The sequence below is a fragment of the Clostridium sp. UBA4395 genome, assembly GCF_002390995.1.
In the GTDB taxonomy this organism is placed as follows: Bacteria; Bacillota; Clostridia; order Clostridiales; family Clostridiaceae; genus Clostridium_J; species Clostridium_J sulfidigenes.
This window is the reverse complement of the sequence record NZ_DGRF01000032.1, coordinates 19,826-41,618: the sequence shown is the minus strand read 5'-3', so window position 1 is coordinate 41,618 and position 21,793 is coordinate 19,826. Positions and strand designations below refer to the sequence as shown.

General features: G+C 28.6%; 19 protein-coding genes. 17 read left to right on the top strand and 2 right to left on the bottom strand.

Annotation, left to right across the window (positions count from 1 at the left end):
- The first annotated feature begins 110 nt into the window (after nt 1-110).
- The 8 genes from B2694_RS04970 (at nt 111) to B2694_RS04935 (ending at nt 9,416) form a co-directional block, all read left to right on the top strand.
- Nucleotides 111-803, top strand: a complete 693-nt coding sequence (locus B2694_RS04970; protein WP_346884795.1) for a Crp/Fnr family transcriptional regulator — start codon at nt 111-113, stop codon at nt 801-803.
- 97 nt (nt 804-900) lie between these two features.
- On the top strand, nt 901-1,413 hold the full coding sequence (locus B2694_RS04965) for a ferritin-like domain-containing protein (RefSeq protein WP_346884794.1): 513 nt from the start codon (nt 901-903) through the stop codon (nt 1,411-1,413).
- Nucleotides 1,414-1,752: 339 nt separating this feature from the next.
- On the top strand, nt 1,753-2,175 hold the full coding sequence (locus B2694_RS04960) for a GNAT family N-acetyltransferase (protein WP_346884793.1): 423 nt from the start codon (nt 1,753-1,755) through the stop codon (nt 2,173-2,175).
- A 182-nt stretch (nt 2,176-2,357) separates the two neighbouring features.
- A complete protein-coding gene (locus tag B2694_RS04955; RefSeq protein WP_346884792.1) occupies nt 2,358-3,392 on the top strand; it encodes a M42 family metallopeptidase in 1,035 nt (344 codons plus the stop codon).
- A 197-nt stretch (nt 3,393-3,589) separates the two neighbouring features.
- Nucleotides 3,590-4,966, top strand: a complete 1,377-nt coding sequence (locus B2694_RS04950; protein WP_346884791.1) for a hypothetical protein — start codon at nt 3,590-3,592, stop codon at nt 4,964-4,966.
- A 282-nt stretch (nt 4,967-5,248) separates the two neighbouring features.
- On the top strand, nt 5,249-6,301 hold the full coding sequence (gene hydE / locus B2694_RS04945) for a [FeFe] hydrogenase H-cluster radical SAM maturase HydE (RefSeq protein WP_346884790.1): 1,053 nt from the start codon (nt 5,249-5,251) through the stop codon (nt 6,299-6,301).
- Between the two features lie 18 nt (nt 6,302-6,319).
- A complete protein-coding gene (hydF, locus tag B2694_RS04940; protein WP_346884789.1) occupies nt 6,320-7,513 on the top strand; it encodes a [FeFe] hydrogenase H-cluster maturation GTPase HydF in 1,194 nt (397 codons plus the stop codon).
- 241 nt (nt 7,514-7,754) lie between these two features.
- Nucleotides 7,755-9,416 (top strand): SulP family inorganic anion transporter, encoded by a 1,662-nt coding sequence (locus B2694_RS04935; protein ID WP_346884796.1) that lies wholly within the window; start codon nt 7,755-7,757, stop codon nt 9,414-9,416.
- Between the two features lie 53 nt (nt 9,417-9,469).
- Here the strand turns inward: B2694_RS04935 and B2694_RS04930 are convergent, their stop codons facing one another.
- Together B2694_RS04930 and pdaA are read right to left on the bottom strand one after the other, a co-directional pair.
- Nucleotides 9,470-11,020 (bottom strand): PLP-dependent aminotransferase family protein, encoded by a 1,551-nt coding sequence (locus B2694_RS04930; protein ID WP_346884788.1) that lies wholly within the window; start codon nt 11,018-11,020, stop codon nt 9,470-9,472.
- Nucleotides 11,021-11,244: 224 nt separating this feature from the next.
- Nucleotides 11,245-12,261, bottom strand: coding sequence for a delta-lactam-biosynthetic de-N-acetylase (gene pdaA, locus B2694_RS04925; RefSeq protein ID WP_346884787.1), 1,017 nt, complete (start codon nt 12,259-12,261; stop codon nt 11,245-11,247).
- A gap of 360 nt (nt 12,262-12,621) precedes the next feature.
- Here pdaA and nagA point away from each other — a divergent pair, with 360 nt between their 5' ends.
- The 9 genes from nagA to B2694_RS04880 all read left to right on the top strand — a co-directional run bounded on the left by nagA (nt 12,622) and on the right by B2694_RS04880 (nt 21,736).
- Nucleotides 12,622-13,731 (top strand): N-acetylglucosamine-6-phosphate deacetylase, encoded by a 1,110-nt coding sequence (nagA, locus tag B2694_RS04920; RefSeq protein WP_346884786.1) that lies wholly within the window; start codon nt 12,622-12,624, stop codon nt 13,729-13,731.
- A 33-nt stretch (nt 13,732-13,764) separates the two neighbouring features.
- Nucleotides 13,765-14,076, top strand: coding sequence for a hypothetical protein (locus B2694_RS04915; RefSeq protein WP_346884785.1), 312 nt, complete (start codon nt 13,765-13,767; stop codon nt 14,074-14,076).
- A 125-nt stretch (nt 14,077-14,201) separates the two neighbouring features.
- Nucleotides 14,202-14,942, top strand: a complete 741-nt coding sequence (truA, locus tag B2694_RS04910; protein ID WP_346884784.1) for a tRNA pseudouridine(38-40) synthase TruA — start codon at nt 14,202-14,204, stop codon at nt 14,940-14,942.
- A 90-nt stretch (nt 14,943-15,032) separates the two neighbouring features.
- Nucleotides 15,033-16,307 (top strand): MFS transporter, encoded by a 1,275-nt coding sequence (locus B2694_RS04905; RefSeq protein ID WP_346884783.1) that lies wholly within the window; start codon nt 15,033-15,035, stop codon nt 16,305-16,307.
- Nucleotides 16,308-16,448: 141 nt separating this feature from the next.
- Nucleotides 16,449-17,459 (top strand): substrate-binding domain-containing protein, encoded by a 1,011-nt coding sequence (locus tag B2694_RS04900; protein WP_346884782.1) that lies wholly within the window; start codon nt 16,449-16,451, stop codon nt 17,457-17,459.
- Nucleotides 17,460-17,583: 124 nt separating this feature from the next.
- Nucleotides 17,584-18,267 carry a response regulator transcription factor gene (locus B2694_RS04895; protein ID WP_346847390.1) on the top strand — a complete coding sequence of 228 codons (684 nt, stop codon included), beginning with the start codon at nt 17,584-17,586 and terminating at the stop codon, nt 18,265-18,267.
- A 4-nt stretch (nt 18,268-18,271) separates the two neighbouring features.
- Nucleotides 18,272-19,705, top strand: a complete 1,434-nt coding sequence (locus tag B2694_RS04890) for a HAMP domain-containing sensor histidine kinase (RefSeq protein ID WP_346884781.1) — start codon at nt 18,272-18,274, stop codon at nt 19,703-19,705.
- Between the two features lie 92 nt (nt 19,706-19,797).
- Nucleotides 19,798-20,826, top strand: coding sequence for a hypothetical protein (locus B2694_RS04885; RefSeq protein WP_346884780.1), 1,029 nt, complete (start codon nt 19,798-19,800; stop codon nt 20,824-20,826).
- A 154-nt stretch (nt 20,827-20,980) separates the two neighbouring features.
- A complete protein-coding gene (locus B2694_RS04880; protein ID WP_346884779.1) occupies nt 20,981-21,736 on the top strand; it encodes an exodeoxyribonuclease III in 756 nt (251 codons plus the stop codon).
- Nucleotides 21,737-21,793 lie beyond the last annotated feature (57 nt).

The window sequence follows — 21,793 nt, the reverse complement described above, 5'->3', positions numbered from 1 at the left end:
ATTATCAAAAATCGATCAGACACCTCAATCTATACTTTACATCCTATAATTCATAAGTTACCATATTGATGTATATATATATAGGACATATGTCATGATAAGGAGAATTTATGAAAAAAATATTGAATCAGCAACTCTTAAACAAGTATTTTGTTAAGTACAATATAGAAGAACTATTTGATGAGGAGATAGTAAACTATGCTCAACTCCATTTTTATGAAAAAGATGAAGTTATATTAGAAGCAGAGGATGAGCTTGAGTATTACTATTTGCTTGTAGATGGGAAAATTAAAATATCATATCTTTTTGAAAATGGTAAATCAATGCTATTAAAGTTTTATAAAGACTTTAATACTATAGGAGATTTAGAGTTTTTAAAAAATAAGCCCATACAATGTAATGTTGAAGCTATAGAAAATACTTTTTTAATTGCCATACCATCAACTATACTTAGAGCAAATTATATTGATAATGTGAACTTTTTGCATCATTTAGTAGGTTCTTTAAGTGAAAAACTTCATGAAACCATTAATAATAGTTCATATAACTTTGTATATCCTCTTGTAAATAGGCTAGCTAGCTACCTAGTTGAGCATTTAAAAGATGATAGAAATTATATACTTTTAAACTCATCATTTAAAGAGATTGCTGAATTTTTAGGAACAACTTATAGGCATTTAGTGAGAACATTTAAAGAGCTTGAATCAAAATCAATTATAAAATGTGATAATAAAAAAATATATATATTAGATGAGGATAGACTTAATGAGTTATCTAAAAATGTGTATATGAAATCTCTTTAGATACAGAAGTAATATATGTAAATGTAGAAGAACCATTCATAAGATAAAATTATTTTTAATATATATAAAATGTAGATAAATAATTAAGGGGACTATTATGAGTTATACTACTGAAAGACAACCACAAGGCATAGCAAAAAGTGTTGAAGATTTTTTAAGAGAAGGACTTGTTGCAGAAGTAGTGGCTATAAATGATTATAGTCATTTTATAGCAGTTACAGAAAACAAAGAACTTAAAGAATTATTTCATCATATTATGGAAGATGAAAAAAGGCATTATGCAATGTTTTTAAACGCTCTAAGATGTGTTGATCCAGAACAGGCGGAATTACAGGAAGAAGCCAAAGAACATGTAGATATATCATCTAAAGAGAAGTATAAAGACTACACTAATAAATATGATAAGGAAGTTAATCTGCTTGCAACTATTAGAGAAGGAATAAAAGGAGAGCTAGAGGCTATTTTACTTTATGAACAATTTGTGAGAAATATAAATAACGATACTTTAATTAAAATCATAAATGAAATAACTAGGGATGAAAAGGAGCATGTGGAAGAATTAACGAGAGCTTTAATTATTTTAGATAAAGATGAATATGGAACATTGTAAGAATGTATAAAATAATCTGTGTAAACCCAATAAGGAGAATGTTTTTATCCTTATATTAATGGGGAAGCACAGATTATTTTATTATTAAGAAAGAAAATTTAATATAAGAGAGGTGGACTTTTTATTTTAATATAGATATTATTAACTTAATACACTGGAAAAAAATAATTTATAGCTATGATTAAACATTATTGTATAATATTTTATATGAGTAGTATCTGGTGGATTAGTTGAAATTGTAAAGAAACAAGAATAATGCTATGCTTATATAAAACCTTAAAAATTGATAAATATAAGAATGAATAATTAACATGAAAGAACATAATTGGGAGCGATATTATGAATATAAAAATAGAAAAAAACTGTGATAATGTAGATTGGAGCTTGATTCCAGAAATATTAAAGCTGGGAGGTATGGGGTATTTTGATGAAGATACCCATAAGAAAGCATTTGAAAATAGTTATATTACTGTGTTTGTATATGATAACAATAGGCTTATTGGATTTGGAAGAGCATTATCAGATGGAGTTTATCAAGGCGCAATTTATGATGTAGCTATATTTCCACAGTATCAAGGTAAAGGGATAGGAAAATTAATTGTAAGTACTATACTTGAGTCATTGCCAGGATGCAATGTGATTTTATATGCTGCTAAGGGAAAAGAAGGATTCTATAATAGCTTTAATTTTAGAAAGATGAAAACTGGTATGGCTTTATTTAATAATGCTGAAAAAATGAAAGAAAAGGAATTTATTGAATAGAAAACTTTACAAAAAATATTTTTATAAACCCTTTAATAATTTATAGATGAATATTATAATATTTAGAGAGACTAAATTATATGACTATTATAATTATTTAGATATTTTAAAAATTAACTACTTTATATCTAAGATTACAAAATAATAGAAATATAAAATTTATATTATCGGGAGGGCGAAAAATGATAACAGTAAACAAAGAAAAGGTTTTAAATACAGCAAAAGAAATATTGCTTATTGATAGCCCAAGTGGATTTTGTTATGAAGTTATGGATAAAATCCAATCAATGGCAGAAGAGTTAGGTTATACTTTTGAAAAGACTGTTAAAGGCTGTGGAGTTATAACTGTTCCTGGAAAGAGTAATGACAAAGTAATAGGGTTATCTGCACATGTAGATACATTAGGAGCTATGGTAAGATCTATTTCTAGTGAAGGTACTTTAAAGTTTACTTTAATTGGAGGACCAATAGTTCCTACTTTAGATGCTGAATATTGTAAGGTTAGAACTAGAGATGGAAAAATATATAATGGAACATTTTTAAGCACTAGTCCTGCTATTCACGTGTATGAAGATGCAAAATCTAAAGCTCGTGATCCAAAGAATATGGAAGTAAGACTTGATGAAGTTGTAAAATCTAAAGAAGATGTAGAAAAACTAGGCATATGCCCTGGAGATTTTATATTTATAGATCCTAAAACTACTATAACAGAAAGTGGATTTTTGAAATCTAGATTTATAGATGATAAAGGTAGCGTTGCATGTTTAATGAATCTTCTTCATATATTAAGTAGCGAAAAGATAGTTCCTACCTATACTACTAAAGTATTTATATCTGTTTATGAAGAAGTTGGACATGGTTCAGCCTATATACCATCGGATATAACAGAAATGATAGCTGTAGATATGGGATGTATTGGAGAAGATTTATCTTGTACAGAATATGATGTTTCTATCTGTGCTAAGGATTCTAATGGTCCATATGATTTTAATATGACTACAGACCTAGTAAGTCTTGCTAAAAGCAACGAAATAAAATATGCTGTAGACATTTATCCAATGTATGGTTCAGATGTTGGAGCAGCACTTAGTGGTGGAAATAATATTAAAGGTGCACTAATAGGACCTGGAGTTCATGCTTCTCATGGAATGGAAAGAACTCACTACACAGCTTTAGAAGGAACAATAAAATTATTATATGCTTACTTAACAAGATAGGTATTAAGACTCAATTTATCATTAGATATGGTAGGTTGAGTCTTATTTTTAAAGGAAATTTTCCCCATGATTAAAGATATTGAAATATCTATAACAACATATAAGTAAAATATAATTGGGTTTACATATAATTCAATATTAAGTATAATTTAGATATATTATGGATATGAATTTTACGATAAAAAGGGGGAGACATATTGAATTTTAAAATAAAAAAAGAAATTATTATTACCATTGCCTTTGTGATAGGATTTATCTTTTTAATAGGAGGAATGTACATATCATTGCCAGCTAATGAGAAAAGTTATATAGGTAAAAATTCTTCTACTATAGACTTCACTAACTATGAGGATTATTCTGGATTGGGAATTTTTGATAGCAGTATAAAGGATAAAAAAATAATTTTAACTAATGAAGAAGGTGGAATAAAGGAGAATGAGCAAATTCAATATAAATTTATATCTTACTTAATGGATACATGGAAGTTAAAATATTTTTTAGTTGATGCAGGGTATGCAGAAGCTGCAATTATAAATGAATACTTGCAGACTGGAGATGAAGCCTTATTAGAATCATATAATAATAGTTCTATGGGATATGCATTTATTGGAGATTCAACGGTGGACATGTTTAAAAGATTATATTTAAAAAATAGTCAGCTTCCCGACAATAAAAAATTAAATATTGTTGGAATAGGTATAAGAGAATCCTATGAATTTATTGATTTATATTTTAAAAGGATAATTAATAGAAATCCAGATTTAACAGAGAAGCAAATAGAAAATATAAATAATTTTTTGGAAAATTTAAAAAGTGAAGAGACTATAACAAATATAAGTAATGATGAGGATTTAGAAAAAAGAAATGAAATAATTTTAAAGCATATAGATAATTTTTATAGTGATATTAATGTCAATGAGGAAGAATATAAAGAAGCTTTAAATGATGATTTAAATAACATAAAAATTGTTTTAGATAATATGAAAAATTTGCAAGAAATTATGAAAACATATTATCAAGATGATTCAAATAATACAAATGGAAATGAAAAGTATTCTCAATATTTATATGATAATTTGAATAGTTTCTATAAAGATATGAATATGAAAAGATGTTATGTTCATGTATATCAGATATATAGCTATCAACATAAAATTTTAGATGTAGATTTTTTAGGAGCCAAAATTGCAAAGGATAAGAAATTTAAGGATAAGGTTTTAGGGATTAATGTTATATACCAAAAAGGTAAATTTAATTTTGATAATACACAAATACAAATAAATACAGCAAGACAAGATTTAAATACGCTCCTCGAAGAAATAAAGTTAGATAAAGAGGATATAGTAATAGATTTAAACAACTCAAGAAGTCCATATAAAAGAAAATTTATTCCTATATATTTTCCATTTCCAGATGATATATTATATTCACAAGAAGATGTAGATGGGGAAGAAGTTGGAGGAATTATAGGGAAAAATCCAGGGGTAACTACTGATTATTTTCAAGGAGTAATTATTATAAAGAATCCTTCTATAGACGAAACTTATTATAATAGATTATATAATAATCAATAAATAATTGGTTTATTCAAGTCACTGCAATAAATGGCTTGAATTTATTATAATAAAGTATTATTCTAAAGATGGAATACTAAGTTTAAATTTTCATAAAAATAAATGTAAAGGTTTAAAAATCTAACGGAAAAGATAAAACAATCTAATCTGAAAGGAAACTATAAAACCAGAACCATAGTTATTGTTATATATTATGGGTCTAGCTTTCTTTCTATATTAAGATGGCTAGACTTTTATTTTAGGTTAAGTATATTATAAAATTATATTGTAAAGGGGAAAATTATGATAAGAGATTTAATAGATAAGTTAGCTTTAACTAATGATTTATCTTCAGAGGAGTTATTGTACATATTAGATAATTTGGATGAAGAAAGTAAAAAATATTTAATAGAAAAAGCTCATGAAACTAGGATGAAAGTATATGGAGATAAAGTATATATGAGAGGTCTCATTGAATTCACTAATTACTGTAGCATGAATTGTGTTTATTGTGGAATTAGAGCAGAAAATAAAAATGCTGATAGATATAGACTTACTCTAGAAGAGATATTAGAATGTGCAGACCTAGGAGATGAACTAGGATATAAAACTTTTGTATTACAAGGTGGAGAAGATCCATATTATACAGATGAAAGATTAGTACAGGTTATTAAAGATATAAAACAAAGATATCCTGAAAATGCTATAACAATTTCTTTAGGAGAGAGAAGTTATGAATCCTATAAGAAACTTTATGATGCAGGTGCAGATAGATACTTATTAAGACACGAAACTGCTACAAAAGAACTTTATGATAGATTTCATCCAGGTGCTACCTTTGAGAATAGAAGACAATGCCTATACAACCTAAAGGAAATAGGATATCAAATAGGGGCAGGATTTATGGTGGGGTTACCTGGACAAGAAAATAAGGATTTAGTTAATGACTTAAGATTTATAAAAGAACTATCTCCTCATATGTGTGGATTGGGTCCTTTTATACCCCATAAGGACACAGTATTAAAGGATTGTAAATCAGGAACTTTAGAAAAAACTATTACTATGCTAGCTTTAGTAAGACTTTTAGTCCCCAATATTTTATTACCTGCTACTACAGCACTAGGTAGTATTAATCCTTTGGGAAGGGAGATGGGAATTAAAGCTGGAGCAAATGTTGTTATGCCTAACCTATCACCAAGAAGTGTGAGAGAGAAATATTCTCTTTATGATGGAAAGATATGCACTGGAGATGAAGCAGCAGAATGTAGATATTGTATTGAAAATAGAATAAAAAGTGCAGGATTCCAGTTAGATATTACTAGAGGAGATAATTTAGACTGGATACGTAAGCAATAGATTAGAAGGAGAGAGAGAATGAATACTACACCTAATTCTAATAGAACGCATATAGCTATATATGGTAAAACTAATGTAGGAAAATCATCATTATTAAATAAAATTCTTAAACAAGAAATTTCTATAGTTTCAGATGTAAGGGGAACTACTACAGACCCAGTTTCAAAGGCAATGGAGTTAATTCCAATTGGTCCAGTTCTATTTATTGATACAGCAGGACTTTGGGATGATACTAAGCTTGGAGCTGTAAGGAGTGAGAAAACTCTTGAAATAGTTAAGAGGACAGATTTAGCTCTATATGTTATGGATTCTGATGATATAGACATAAAAGCTTACGAAGAAGTAAAGTTAAATTTTAAAAAGTATAATGTGCCACATATCCTTGTCATTAATAAGATAGATGTTTTAAATAATAATAATAGAATAATAGATTTGAAAAATGAGTTTTCTGAAGGTGTATTTGTATCTTCCATAACTGGTGAAGGAATTGAAACTTTAAAGGGAAAAATTATAGCTATGGTACAAGAGAATCAAGAGGAACTTCCCATAATAGGTGATTTATTACCTTATAATAGTAAGGTTGTTCTTGTAGTACCTATAGATTCAGAAGCACCGAAAGGAAGGTTAATATTACCTCAGGTTCAATGCATAAGAGATTGCTTAGATTATGGAATAAAAAGTTATGTAGTAAGAGATACAGAATTGGAATCTGCTCTGGTAGATATTAAGGATATAGACTTAGTAATAACAGATTCCCAAGCTTTTAAGAAGGTAGATAAAATAGTTCCATCTAATATTAAATTAACTAGTTTCTCTATGCTCTTTGCAAGACATAAAGGAGACCTATCTGTATTTGTAGAGGGGGCTAATAAAATCAAAGACCTTAATGAAAATTCACGAATACTTATATCAGAAAGCTGCTCTCATAATGTGTCTCATGAAGATATAGGAAAAGTTAAGATTCCAAAGCTTTTAAATAAACATGTAAGATTTGATCTTAATTATGAATATAGAGTTGGTCATGATTTCCCAGAGGATATTGAAAAATATGATTTGATAATTCATTGTGGAGCATGTATGATAAACAGAAAAACTGTTATTAACAGAATAAATCAGTGCAAAGATAAGAAGGTTTCTATAACTAACTATGGAGTTATACTTGCGTATTTAACAGGTATTTTAGATAGAACCTTATCAATTTATAAAATGTAAATTATTCCATATAAAATATAAATTTGACAATTCAAATAGCAAGGTATAAAATATCTATGGGTGTAAAGCTTATTTTGCACCCATAAATAATAGCATAAGCATTAGGCTTCAGAGGACGATAATCTTCCACTGAGGCTATGTTCGTTGCCACGATACCCTACTTTAGTACTTATTAGCAGAAATAAGTATTAAAATAGAATATTGTTGAGTGACTAAAGCTAAAGTAAAGGATGGAGAAAAGATGTCACCAAAGATTTTTACTCTTATTAACGAGAAAAAAATTACTAAAGAGCAAGTAATGAAGGATGTTATGGCTGGAATTATAGTAGCTATAATAGCATTACCACTTTCCATTGCACTAGGTATATCTTCTGGAGTATCTCCGGAAAAAGGCCTCATCACTGCTATAGTTGCTGGATTTATAATTTCTTTTTTAGGTGGAAGTAGAGTGCAAATAGGAGGTCCTACCGGAGCTTTTGTAGTTATAGTTTATACTATAGTACAAATGTATGGTATTAATGGTCTTATAATAGCAACCCTTATGGCCGGAATTATGCTTGTTATAATGGGAGTATTAAAATTAGGAGATCTTATAAAGTATGTTCCACATACTATAACTGTAGGTTTTACTAGTGGGATAGCCATAACTTTATTATCTACACAAGTTAAAGATTTTTTAGGACTTAATATTAAAAATGTACCAGTAGAGTTTATACCTAAGTGGCAAAGCTACTTTTCTAATATGGGCACTTTAAATATTACTGCACTTTTAGTTGGAATTGGATGTATACTAATAATGGTGTTTTGGCCAAAGGTAAATAAAACTATTCCGGGTTCCGTTATAGCACTTATTGTATCTACTCTAGCAGTTCAGTTATTTAATTTACCAGTAGAAACAATAGGTAGTAAATATGCACAAATATCATCTAGTATACCAGTGCCTTCAATTCCCATGTTTGAAATAGAAACAATAAAAGTTTTATTTAAGCCAGCTATGACTATTGCTATATTAGCAGCTATAGAATCCCTACTATCAGCAGTTGTAGCAGATGGAATGATAGATGATAGTCATGATTCCAATATGGAGCTCATTGCTCAAGGTATTGGAAATATAGGTTCAGCTTTATTTGGAGGAATTCCAGCTACAGGAGCCATTGCAAGAACAGCAGCTAATGTTAAAAATGGTGGTAGAAGTCCAATTTCAGGAATGGTACATGCTATAACCTTATTATTAATAATGCTATTATTTATGCCTTTAGCTAAAATGATACCTATGACAACTTTGGCAGCAGTATTAATTGTAGTTTCTTATAATATGGGTGAGTGGTCAACCTTTAAATCCCTTCTTAAAGCACCAAAAAGTGATATTATAATTTTACTTTTAACTTTTATATTTACTATAGTATTTGATTTAGTAGTAGCTATAGAGATAGGAATGATTCTAGCTATGTTCTTATGGATAAGAAGATTAGCTGAAACTACAGATATTAAAAAAGTTCAAGGAATAAAAAGCAAAAGAAATAAAGATGGAGAAGTAATACAGATTGATAATAATAAAATTTTAATATATGAAGTAAACGGACCTTTCTTCTTTGGAGTAGTTCAAGATTTTATTAAGATGATAAGTAAAATTGAGACTGCAGCAGAAGTATTATTATTAGACATGAGGCATACTCAAGCATTAGATGCCAGTGCAATTTCAGCGCTAGAAAGGTTACACAATCATTGTAATAAGCACAATATAAAACTGATAATATCAAATCTACAACTACAACCTAAAAAAGCACTTACTAAAATGGAGTTTGTAAAATCCTTAGGTAAAGAAGCGGTGTTTAATACGAGAGAAGAAGGATTAAAGGCTGCACATGAGTATATAAATATAGAAGAAAAGCTTTTGGGATAAAATTAAAGGTTCTGTATAAATAGTTTACTATTTGCATACAGAACCTATTTTTCTTATATAAGAGGACTTATATAAGAGGTTCTTTTACCTTTATTTATAAGCATTGATAGGCAGTCAGCGATTATACTCATGCCAACTTGAATTTCTTCTAAATTAGTGGCAGCATAACTAAGTCTTAAAGTGTTATCTATATTTTTATCTTTATTTACATAGAATACATTGCAAGGAACAATTAATACATCTTTTTTTGAACATTGAACATATAGCTCACTAGCAGAAACGCCCTTAGGAAGTGTTACCCAAAAGTTAAGACCACCTTTAGGATCTATAAAATCTATGCCATATATTTTAAGCTTTTTTAGTTCTGATTTCATGGCATCATATTTTATTTTATACATCTCTATCATATATTTTAGATGTTTTTCCCAGTAACCATTTTTAAAATAAAGTTGCAGTGCTCTTTGAATTAATCCAGAAGAAGAAATATCAGTAGTATGTTTTGCTGCTAAAAGTTCATCTTTTATAGCTTCAGGAGAAATTATAAATCCTATTCTAAGTCCAGGCATTAAAAGCTTTGAGAAGCTTTTGATATAGATAACCCTATTTTTACTATCCATAGATTTAAGGGTTTTGCTCTTAAAAGAACTATCATAGGAAAGTCCAGATAAAGAATCATCCTCCACCAAATATAAATCGTATTTATCAGCTAAAGCTAATAGCTGATTAAGTTTTTCTTCAGAATAAGAGGCTGTAGTAGGATTTTGAAATTGAGTCATTACATATATTAATTTAGGTTTATATATTTTAATATTTGCTTCTAATAACTTTAAGTTTATGCCATCAGCTTCCATGGGTACACCGATGATATTAGCTCCTCTAGATTTAAATACAGCAACAGCTCCTGTATAAGTAGGATTTTCTGTAATAACATAATCACCAGGACTTAGTAGAGCTTTACCAATTATATCAATACCCTGTTGAGCACCAGAAACTATTTGAATGCTATCTGAAGTAGCATTTATTCCATACTCTTGAAGAAAATAATCACATAAAGAAGACCTAAGAGGTTCATAACCATTGCTTTCTTGGTATCCAAATGCGTAACCTTTATCTCTATCTAGGACTTCATTTAAAGCAGATTTAAAGGCTTCAAAAGGGAAGATGCCTGGATCAGGAGTAGCACTAGCAAAGTTAATAGTAGTTGAAGACATAGCAATTTGACCATTAGACATAAGCTTAAAGTCTTCCTGGTAGTTAGGGGAAGCTACATAGGTATTATGTGAATCTAGATTTTCAGAATTTATACCTCTACTATTGGATGGGGAGGATGAAATATCATAACTCATATAGATATTATCTTGTTCTGCTACATAATATCCACTTCCCTTTATAGCGTTAACGTATCCGTTTATCTCAAGTTGTTTATATGCATTAACTATAGTTACATTATTAACTTCTAATTCATTAGCTAATTTACGAATAGGGGGAAGCTTATCACCAATTTTTAAAGTGTTAGATTTTATTAATGCTTCAATTTTATTAGCTACTTGAAGGTACATAGGTATTGTAGAAGATTTATCTAATTCTATTGAAATAGAGTTCATTATTAATACTCCTTTCATTATTCTAAATATAATTATTGTAACGATACAATAATTATATATTTAAGTAATGACATTGTAAAGAAAAGATTGAAGATAATTATAAGAAAAGAGCATTAATACTGCTTACAAATGTATTAATACTCCTTTTCTTGCTTATTATATTTTAGGAAGAATGCATTTTGAAAATATTTTAAGAGCATCTTTAAAGTAATATATTTTATAATCTACTGGAATAGTTGAAATTCATAGCCTTGTGCTTTGGCTTCTTTTAGTATGGAATCAAGGATTTCTGTGTTGGTCTTAGAAACTGCATGAACAAGAAGAATTGCGCCATTGTGTAAGCCGTTCATTATAGTATCTTTTGCTTTAACTGGATCAGGTTGTTTGTTTATATCCCAATCATGATATGCAAAACTCCAAAATAATGTTTTATAACCTAGATTTTTTGTCATAGCTAAAGATTTCTCGGAATATTCACCCATTGGTGGTCTGAAATAAAGTGGCATATTTTCACCAGTAATTTCTTTAAACTTTGATTCTACATCTGAAAATTCATTGTTAAATTTCTCCTCTGATCTAGTAACATCTGGCATAGAAGGATGATGATTTGTATGATTACCAACAATATGACCTTCTTCTACCATTCTTTTTATAATATCTGGATTATCTTTTACATAAGGTGAAGTTACAAAGAATATAGCCTTAACATCATTTGCTTTTAGTATATCTAAAATTTTAGGGGTATATCCATTTTCATAACCTTCATCAAAGGTTAAATAAAGTACCTTTTTACTAGTATCTCCTACGTAATGAGCATCATATTTATTTAAATCAAACTTTAATTTTAAATTTACTTCTGGTGTCACATGTTGTTTATTTGGTTTAAACCACCATGCTATTTTTTCATTGCTAAGATTAGTAGTATCTATTTTTGAAGCTATTGGAGCAGGATCTTCATTAGATGGGTTATTAGAGCTGTCATTGGATATATTTTCATCTACATCTGACGGCTTAACTGCTAAATCATCTTTTGAGGATGAAGGATTCCTCTGATTGTTTTGAGAAGCTCCCTTAATTATTTCATCATCAATTTCTTTCACAGTATTAAATACACTTTTATTTTCATCCTTGTCTGTAGTTGAGTTTGAGGTAGACCCTGTGTTAGAAGTACATCCAACAAACATAAAAGAACTTATAATTACAAGGACTAAACTTAAATTACGTATAAATTTTTTACTCATTTTAATCCTCCTTTTTAAAATATCATTAGTGACTTTAGTAATTAATATACGAATAGCATGTGTTTATAGTTAATAAAAAATACAAAAAGTTTTTCTACTAGAGTAATAAAAATATGTTTAACCTTTAGTAAGATTATCTTATAATGAAATGTAGAATATCGTACTATTTCCATAGTTCACTATTTAGATAGGTAAATAGCCAAATAGCTATATAGGAAACTATTTAACTATTTAACTACTTGTTCTATTCATGCGGGTTTCAAAGTTTTTTCATTTAAATAGTAAGATTGGAAATATATTTAATATGAATATTAATAATTGCTTTGTTAGTGAAAAATAAAGATTTAAGGAGCAATGGTAATGATAAAGGTATTAACAGATACAACAATATATATTAAAGATGGAAAAATTGCAGACCATGGAGAGTCTTTAGTTATAGAAAAAGGATGTTACGCAGTACCTGGCTTTATAGATGAACATACCCATGGTGGATACAGAATAGATGTCATGGACACTGATTATGAAGGTTTAAGAAATCTAACTAATAAATTGCCAGGAGAAGGAGTTACAGCTTTTCTTCCAACCACCATGACTGCAAGTTTGAAAAAAATAAGAGAAGCTATTGATAATACTTTAAAGGTTAAAAACCATAATGATAATAATGAAGCAGATGGAGCAGAAATAATTGGACTTCATTTGGAAGGTCCCTTTATAAATAAAAAGTATAAGGGAGCTCAGGCTGAGAATTATATTTTAACCCCAGATAGTGAGATAATGAAGGAGATTATAAAACATTCTCACAATAACATTAAAAAGGTTACTTATGCTCCTGAATTAGACAATAAGTTCGAATTTATAAAATGTCTTACAAATAATAATATTATTCCATCAGTAGGGCATAGTGATGGAACTTTTTCTCAAATAGAAATAGCAGTAGAAAAGGGTCTTTCCAGTGTTACACATTTTCACAATGGACAAAGCCCTCATCATCACAGAGAACCTGGAGTAGTTACTGCTGGTTTTACTTTTGATGAATTAGGTGTAGAAATAATATGTGATGGAATACATCTTCACAAAGACACTATAAAAGCTGTTTATAAAATAAAGGGAAGGGAAAAAATAATATTAATAACAGATTCTATGGAAGCTAAAGGGTTAAAAGATGGTGAGTACAAACTTGGTGGACAAAAGGTTATTAAAGTTGGAAATGAAGCTAGACTTGAAGATACAACCTTAGCTGGAAGTTGTTTAACTATGATAGATGCTGTAAAGAATATAATAAAATTCACTGGATGTACCTTAGAAGACGCTGTCACTATGGCAAGTACAAACCCAGCTAGGAATTTAAATATACTTCATAGGAAGGGTAGTTTAGATAAAGGCAAGGACTGTGATATAGTAATATTAGATAATAAGTATAATATTGTAAAGACTCTATGTAAAGGAAAAGTTGTGTTTGAAAATAGATAAAAATTTTAGGATTAAGAAGGGAGAAATTATATTATGGCAAAGAAAAATAGTAAAAATAATAACTTTTTAAATACTCATAGAAATAGCTCATCCCCTAAGATATATTCTATATTATTGGATTTAGTAAATGATGATAGAGAAGACTTAGCCAAAATTGTATTAAAAGTAGATTATTTGCTTCAATATACCAGTAATGCTATAAAACAAAGGGATTATCCAGAAGCAAAAGAGGCTATAGAAAAGGCTAGAGAAAGAATTGATAGTTTAAAGGCTGAAAATGTGGATGTAGAGTATTTAGAATACCTCTACCAAGGGATAATTAAAAATTGCAAGACAGTTAAATAGTATAACTACATAATTTTATAGCTTTATTTTAGTAAAGAGTATATACTTAATTGGAATGAGCTAAGAGTTAGAACTCTGTTTATTCTATAGAGAATTTAACTAGCAGAGATAATAAAGGAGATTTTATGAGAAATTTTAAAATGGTAATAGAATATGATGGAACTAGATATAAAGGATGGCAAAAGCAAAAGGATAATGTTGCTACTATACAAGATAAAATTGAAAATGTATTAAGTAAGATGACTAATGAAGATATTCAAGTTATAGGTTGTGGGAGAACAGACACAGGAGTACATGCTAAAAACTATATAGCTAATTTTCATACTAAATCTACCCTTACCAATGAAGATATTTTGAACTATCTTTATGAATTTTTACCAGAGGATATAGTTGTAAAATCAGTAACTGATGTTCACGAAAGATTTCACTCTAGATATAATGCAAAGGCAAAAACCTATGAGTATACTATAAACAATGGAAAATATAGAAATGTATTTAATAGAAAATTTACATACCACATTGAAGAAGAAATAAATTTAAATGCTATGATGGCAGCTGCAGATGTTTTGGTTGGTACCCATGATTTTAAGAGTTTTACAAGCTTAAAATCAGATAATAAATCCACTGTTAGAACTATAAATTATATTGATATAACAAAGGATGATGAGATTATTAAAATAGAAGTCAATGGAGATGGATTCCTTTTAAATATGGTTAGAATAATAGTTGGAACTCTTTTAGAAGTTGGGAAAAATCAGTTAAAGCCAAGTGATGTTGCTAAAATTTTAGAGGCAAAAGAGAGAGCACAAGCTGGACCAATGGCTCAGGCTAAAGGATTATGCTTAAAAGAAGTTGAATATAATTAATTTTAAGAGAGCAATAATGCTCTCTTTTTGTATAAGTATTGAAATTTTGTTTACCCTAAATAGAGAATGATTATTTAAGGTGGACATAAAATGGGTAAATTAAAGACGTTACAAATAATAAAGACATTTCCTAAAAATATACATATAATGGTAGCGAGTGAAGGTTTATGCGCTCTAGCCATGGGAATGTTTTTCTTCTTGCAAATTTTATATTATGATTTTATAGGCTTATCAGCTGAAGCTATAGGAACAATATTTTCTCTAGGCTCCCTATTTACTTTGACAGGCTTTTTTGTAGGACCATTTATTAAAATACTTGGAAGAAAGAGAATTTTATGTATAGGATTATTAATTTGTGCCATAGGAATCGGGTTTCATATGGGATTTAGGGCAATGATAATTCTTATGTTTGGTCAAATTCTTATAAATATAGGTACGTGTCTTATAAATGTTACAGAGTTACAATTGTTGTATTCATATACTATAGGCAAAAAGGAATGTTGTGCCTATAGCTATAAGTATTCTGTAAATTTAATAGCCGGAGCTGTAGGAGCACTAATAGCTGGAAATATAACAGGCATAGAATATTTTGCGAGAATAGGGTATAAAAAATTGTTTATACTAGCAGCCATAATTCTAATAGTGACTTCAACTATTAGATGCTTATTGCTACCTAAGGATATAACTAATGTAGCAGAAAATGAAGAAGTAAAGAAAAGTATGAGAGAAACAATAGAATGCTTAAAATCTGATAAGCAAATTAGACTTTTTTCTATGCTTCTATTTATTAATGCCATAGGATTTAGTGGTGTAGCACCTTATAATAATTTAATATTAAAGAATTATTTTGGTTTAGGAAATAATATAATATCTTATATAACTTTTTCATTAACTATTTTAAGTATGTTTGGGCTTATTTTAATGCCAGGGATTATAGAACGGATGGGGGTAAAGAAATTTAACCTGACTGTATTTATAATTGCAATTATCAGTTGTCTTATGTTAGCAGTGGTTTCTAGCAGTGAATTGTTTATACTTTTCTTAGTTATTAGAGGTATATCTGTTGGTCTTATAATTTACTCTTTAGATAGTCTGATGATGAGTAATATAGCCATAGAGCATCGAGATATATTTGCATCATTAAAGATGCTAGCTAATGGATTCTCATTAGCTATAGGGAATTTTCTTGGTGGAACTATTTTGAATAACTTGGGATATAGATATAATTATTTATACGGTTTTATTATACTTATTTTTGCTACTATATTTTTCTATCTTAAGGTTAGAAGATATATGACAAGTACTACAATAAATAGATCTTGTTCCTGTAATTTTAAGGCTAGACATATTGAATATAAGAAATAGTAGAAATTGATAAAATAATTAACATAGACCATGTGCTTACTTGATAAATATGGGGGAGCATATGGTCTATTGTAGTTTAATAGAGTATCATATATAATATATTTATAGCTTAATAAATGACATAAAGTAGGAGGAATCTGTATGGGGGTTACAATAAAGGACATTGCGAAGATTGCCCAAGTGTCGGCAACTACGGTTTCTAATGTTATTAATGGAAAGACAGCAAAAACTACAGAGGAGACAAAACAGAGAATACTAAATTTAATTAAGGAGCTTGACTATAAACCGAATGCCATGGCTAGGAGTTTGGTTAATGGAGAAACTAAGCTTATTGGGGTTATTTTGCCGGATATTTCGAGTTTTTATTTTTCACGAATAATTAAGGGTATTGAGGAAACCGCAGAGGAGCATGGATACAGCATATTAGTTTGCAGTACATATAATTATGCAGAAAATGAACATAAGTATATTAACCTAATGAGAGAGCACTGTGTAGATGGTATTATAATTGCGCCTAGTTTAATAAAGGAGAGTTGGCAATTTGAAGATTTATTAAGAATTAAGTATCCTATGGTGGCTATTCATCGTAGCATTAGTAGTAGTGAAGACGTTTGCAATGTATATCTAGATAGTTGTAGGGATGGTTATGAAGCAACTAAATATCTTATTGAATTAGGACATAAAAATATAGGATGTATTAATGGAACATCTTGGTTAGCAAATTGTGGAGATGGCATGGAAGGGTATAGACAAGCTATGAAAGATCATAGCTTAGAAATAGATGATGAATGGACATACTCTTCTATGCATGATGTAGAAACTGGTATTAAGGGAGCGGAAAAACTTTTAAGGTGTAATAATAAGGTTACAGCTATAGTAGCTTGTTCTGATGTTATTGCTTATGGAGTTTATAAAGTTGCCAATAAGGTTAAGATATCTATACCATATGATTTATCTGTCATAGGTATTGATGATTTGGCTTTTTCTGAAATTATAACGCCAGCACTTACAACCTTTAAACAACCTATAAAAGAAATGGCTAAAAAAGCCACTGAAGAGTTGATATCTATAATTTTACGACAACCAAGAGAACAATCAGAGTATAGGTATACATCTGAATTAGTTGTAAGAGAAAGTGTAGAAAGAATATAGTTTTAATCCCTATCTAATATAGATGGGGATTTTTTATTTGAGACAGTTACTTCATATATTTGCCATATATAATATGAAGATGTATATTATAATTAGTGGATAATTTTTAATTTGGGAGAGAGATATGGGTATAAAGATTTTAATAGTAGAAGATGAGATATCTATAAGTGATATATTATATACTGCATTAAAAAGTGAAGGATATAATGTAAGATGTGGATTTACGGCTAAAGAAGGCAGAGAATTAGTAAAAAATTATAAACCTGATTTAGCTTTGTTAGATTTAAATTTACCAGATGAAAGTGGCTTCGAGTTATGTAAAGAAATTAATAGTAAGTATTTAATTCCAATTGTAATATTAACTGCAAGAAATGATATAGTAGATAAAATTTTAGGATTAGAGCTAGGAGCTGATGATTATATAACTAAGCCATTTCATATAAAGGAAGTCCTTGCAAGGGTTAAAACTGCTCTTAGATGTGTAGAAAAGTACAAAGTGAAGAGCCAAAGTGAATTTTTAGAAGTTTCAAATCATATAAAAATAAATATAGATAGTAGAATTGTATTAAAGGATGAAGAAGAAGTCAGATTGAAACCACAGGAATATGATTTGTTTGAATTCTTAGTGAAGAATAGGAATAGAGTATTTTCAAGAGAAGAACTTCTTAATAAAGTTTGGGGATATGATTATGATGGAGATATTAGAACTGTAGATGTTCATGTAAGAAGAATTCGAAGTAAATTAGATAATGAAAATGAGAGATATCTTATAGATACAGTATTTGGAGTAGGATATGTAATGAGGTAATAATATGAAGATAAGAGTAAAATTTATATTTTCTATACTATCTATAATTATAACTTTTGGAGTAATATTGAATTTATCCATAAGACATATATTAATTATTAGAATGGAGACATCCATAGGTAATTCACTAAACGAAATTATGTATAGTACTAGAGAAGCTATAAAATATAGACTGCTAGCTACAGATTTAGAGTATGAAAAAGATAGCTTAGTTAAAGAAAGCAATTACTTAAAGAGATATATATCATCTAATTTTCAGTGTACTGTAGAAATAAGTGGTACAGATGGTAAGGTATTAAGTGAGAACGTAGATGAATCTTTTAGGAAAATATTAGATAGTGGAAATAAAAATGCTAAATCTGGAGCTGCTATTGTTAATCTTAAATATGAAGATAAAAAACTATATGGAGTTCTGTCATATCCTATTTTTGTAAATGAAGATAATCTAGGGGTGCTTAGTATAATAAAAGATTATAGTGAGGTTTATGGTGAAAATAATAGGATACTTTTATTTATAACTGCTGTAGAAGGAATTATATTATTCTTTATATTTAGCTTATGCTTTTTCATAATAACTAAAGTTACTAAGCCTATAATAACATTGACAGAAGGTGTAAAAAAAGTTGGACAAGGAGACTATAGTTTTTATGTAGATGTTCATGGAAATGATGAAATAGCTATATTGTCAAGAGAATTTAATAATATGAAAGAAAAAATAAAAGAACATATAAATACAATAAAAGAAGAAAAGCAAAAGGTAGAGAAATTAGAGAAAAGTAGAAAAGCTTTTTTTGATAATGTGACTCATGAAATGAAGACCCCTTTAACTGCTATTTCTGGATATGCAGAGATGATAAATGATGGAATGGTAAAGGAGGAGGCTTTCAAGAAAAGAGCTATAGAAAGAATCTATCTAGAAAGTGAAAGATTGCATCACTTAATTATAGAGTTAATAGAAATATCCAAGGGATTATCTTATACTACAGAAGAATTTAAGGATATTAGAATAGATAAACTTATAGATGAGATAAGTGATGACATGAGTATAAAAGCTAGAAAACACTCTATGAAAATTATAAGAAATTTAGAAAATGGTATAGTATTAGCACAGTGTAACAGGATTAGGGAACTTATTATAAATTTAATTGACAATGGTATAAAGTATTCTAAATCACAAGAGTCTCTTTATATAAATGGGAAAATAGAAGGAAAGAAATATATTCTAGAAGTAGAGAGTATGTCAGGAGTTATTTCTAAGGGAATATACGATCATATTTTTGAACCTTTTGTAAAATCTAATAAGTTTTCAGAATCTGAAAGTAGAGGACTCGGATTATACCTATGCAGTGAAATTATAAAAGATCATGGAGGTTCTATAGATATTATAAATGGAGAAAAGGTTACTGTAAGAGTAGATATGCCATTAAGTATAAAATAACCTTGTTAATAACTTGGAAATAACTTTACTATAGTTGTTAAAATTTTCATCATATACTTATATTAAAGTTATTAAGTAAGGGGTGCTTGAAAATGAAAATAAATAAATTTCTATTGTGTTCTGTAGCTTTTGTTATGGTCACTGGTACAGTTATAATGGGAGGATGCAAAAATAAAGATAAAGAGATTGTTTTATCTGAAAATGTAGCCAAAGATATTCAAGTTGAGGAAAATGAAATAGAAAAGTATATAAAGGAGGGAAATAAGTTTCTAGAAGAAAAAAAATATGCAGAGGCTAGAAAGTCCTATGAAGCTGCAATAACAAAAGGAAAGAATGATAAGCAGATATATACAGATATAAAGGATGAGTATATAAAGAAAAAGAGGTACGATGATGCTTACTATATTATAAAATTAGCTATTGATAATAAGGTTGATACAGAAAATATGGAAAAGATTCTTACTAGTATAAGGGGAAAAATGGAGGGAATTGAGTTATCTTATGATATATATGAAGATGACATTTCATTTGTTTTACCAGAAGAGGTAGAAGTAATTGTAGATAACAATAAGATAAAGGATTATGTTCTTTGGGAAAAATCAAAGATAGATATATTAAATCAACCTGGACAATATTCATACAATGGGGTGACAAAGGAATATGGAAGAAATGTTCATGCTACCTTAAATATAAAAGAGAATATGTATGATAGTAGAATTGGATATGTAAAAGATATTTACACAGATAATAATGTTATTTATATATCCTTTGATGAAGTAGAATTTTATACTGGAGAAGATGCCTTAGTAGAAGCTAAAAAGGATAATAAAGCTATAAAAGAAGAGGATGGAACTTATGTAGTTTATGATGACTATTATATTAGAAATTCTGTAGTTGAAACAAAGGTTTATGAAGTATCTAAGGATGTAGCTATGAACTTATTAGCCTATGAAGTAAACCCGGATAATAATAAGATTGATTTTCAAACAGTTAATTATGATACTTTTAAAAAGCATATAGATAAGTATAAGAAGAACACCTCTGCAGAAAGAGCTTTACTATGTAAAGTGGATATAAAAAATAGTATAGTTGCATCAATTAGTAGACAATTTACTCCATAGTAGTGTAAATAAATATATACTATATGTTACAATAATTAGTAAGGTAATAGAATCACATTAAACTTATAGTGATAAGTTATAGCTAATAATAAAATAAGTTTTAAGTTATAAGTTATTATAACTTAAAACTTATTTTGGAAATGAGGTAGTATATATGAAGTTGATTTCGTGGAATGTTAATGGCATTAGAGCTTGCGTTCAAAAAGGATTTTTAGATTTCTTTAAAGAAGTAGATGCAGATATGTTTTGTATTCAAGAAAGTAAAGTTCAAGGTGGCCAGATAGAACTTGCTTTAGAAGGATATCATCAATACTGGAATTATGCTGAAAAAAAAGGATATTCAGGAACTGCTATATTTACAAGGATAGAACCTATGAATGTATCCTATGGTATTGGAATAGAAGAACATGATAAAGAAGGTAGAGTAATTACTTTAGAGTTTGAAAAGTTTTATCTTGTAACAGTATATACTCCAAACTCTAAGTCGGAGTTAGAAAGACTTGATTATAGAATGGTTTGGGAAGATGAATTTAGAAAACATCTTAAAAATTTAGATGAAAATAAATCAGTGATAGTCTGTGGAGATTTAAATGTAGCTCATAAGGAGATAGATCTTAAAAATCCTAAAAATAATAGAAGAAATGCAGGATTTACTGATGAAGAAAGAAATAAATTCACTGAATTATTATATTCTGGATTTATAGATACCTTTAGAAATTTCTATCCTGATTTAGAAGGAACATATTCTTGGTGGTCTTATAGATTTAAAGCTAGAGAGAAAAATGCAGGATGGAGAATTGATTATTTCTGTACCTCAGAAAGATTAAAGGAAAATTTAATTTCAGCTAAGATACATACAGAGATATTAGGTTCAGACCATTGTCCAGTAGAACTTGAAATTAATATTTAACATTTAAAGTAATATTATCCCATAAACTTAAATATAATATATAAAATTATACTTAAG

What these genes read in the sequence shown, in the direction of transcription:
- B2694_RS04880 (WP_346884779.1), top strand. Translation starts at nt 20,981, where the DNA reads ATGAAGTTGATTTCGTGGAATGTTAATGGCATTAGAGCTTGCGTTCAA.
- nagA (WP_346884786.1), top strand. Translation starts at nt 12,622, where the DNA reads ATGATAAAGGTATTAACAGATACAACAATATATATTAAAGATGGAAAA.
- truA (WP_346884784.1), top strand. Translation starts at nt 14,202, where the DNA reads ATGAGAAATTTTAAAATGGTAATAGAATATGATGGAACTAGATATAAA.
- hydF (WP_346884789.1), top strand. Translation starts at nt 6,320, where the DNA reads ATGAATACTACACCTAATTCTAATAGAACGCATATAGCTATATATGGT.
- B2694_RS04930 (WP_346884788.1), bottom strand. Translation starts at nt 11,020, where the DNA reads ATGAACTCTATTTCAATAGAATTAGATAAATCTTCTACAATACCTATG.
- B2694_RS04900 (WP_346884782.1), top strand. Translation starts at nt 16,449, where the DNA reads ATGGGGGTTACAATAAAGGACATTGCGAAGATTGCCCAAGTGTCGGCA.
- hydE (WP_346884790.1), top strand. Translation starts at nt 5,249, where the DNA reads ATGATAAGAGATTTAATAGATAAGTTAGCTTTAACTAATGATTTATCT.
- B2694_RS04895 (WP_346847390.1), top strand. Translation starts at nt 17,584, where the DNA reads ATGGGTATAAAGATTTTAATAGTAGAAGATGAGATATCTATAAGTGAT.
- B2694_RS04890 (WP_346884781.1), top strand. Translation starts at nt 18,272, where the DNA reads ATGAAGATAAGAGTAAAATTTATATTTTCTATACTATCTATAATTATA.
- B2694_RS04915 (WP_346884785.1), top strand. Translation starts at nt 13,765, where the DNA reads ATGGCAAAGAAAAATAGTAAAAATAATAACTTTTTAAATACTCATAGA.
- B2694_RS04970 (WP_346884795.1), top strand. Translation starts at nt 111, where the DNA reads ATGAAAAAAATATTGAATCAGCAACTCTTAAACAAGTATTTTGTTAAG.
- B2694_RS04905 (WP_346884783.1), top strand. Translation starts at nt 15,033, where the DNA reads ATGGGTAAATTAAAGACGTTACAAATAATAAAGACATTTCCTAAAAAT.
- pdaA (WP_346884787.1), bottom strand. Translation starts at nt 12,261, where the DNA reads ATGAGTAAAAAATTTATACGTAATTTAAGTTTAGTCCTTGTAATTATA.
- B2694_RS04960 (WP_346884793.1), top strand. Translation starts at nt 1,753, where the DNA reads ATGAATATAAAAATAGAAAAAAACTGTGATAATGTAGATTGGAGCTTG.
- B2694_RS04885 (WP_346884780.1), top strand. Translation starts at nt 19,798, where the DNA reads ATGAAAATAAATAAATTTCTATTGTGTTCTGTAGCTTTTGTTATGGTC.
- B2694_RS04965 (WP_346884794.1), top strand. Translation starts at nt 901, where the DNA reads ATGAGTTATACTACTGAAAGACAACCACAAGGCATAGCAAAAAGTGTT.
- B2694_RS04935 (WP_346884796.1), top strand. Translation starts at nt 7,755, where the DNA reads ATGTCACCAAAGATTTTTACTCTTATTAACGAGAAAAAAATTACTAAA.
- B2694_RS04955 (WP_346884792.1), top strand. Translation starts at nt 2,358, where the DNA reads ATGATAACAGTAAACAAAGAAAAGGTTTTAAATACAGCAAAAGAAATA.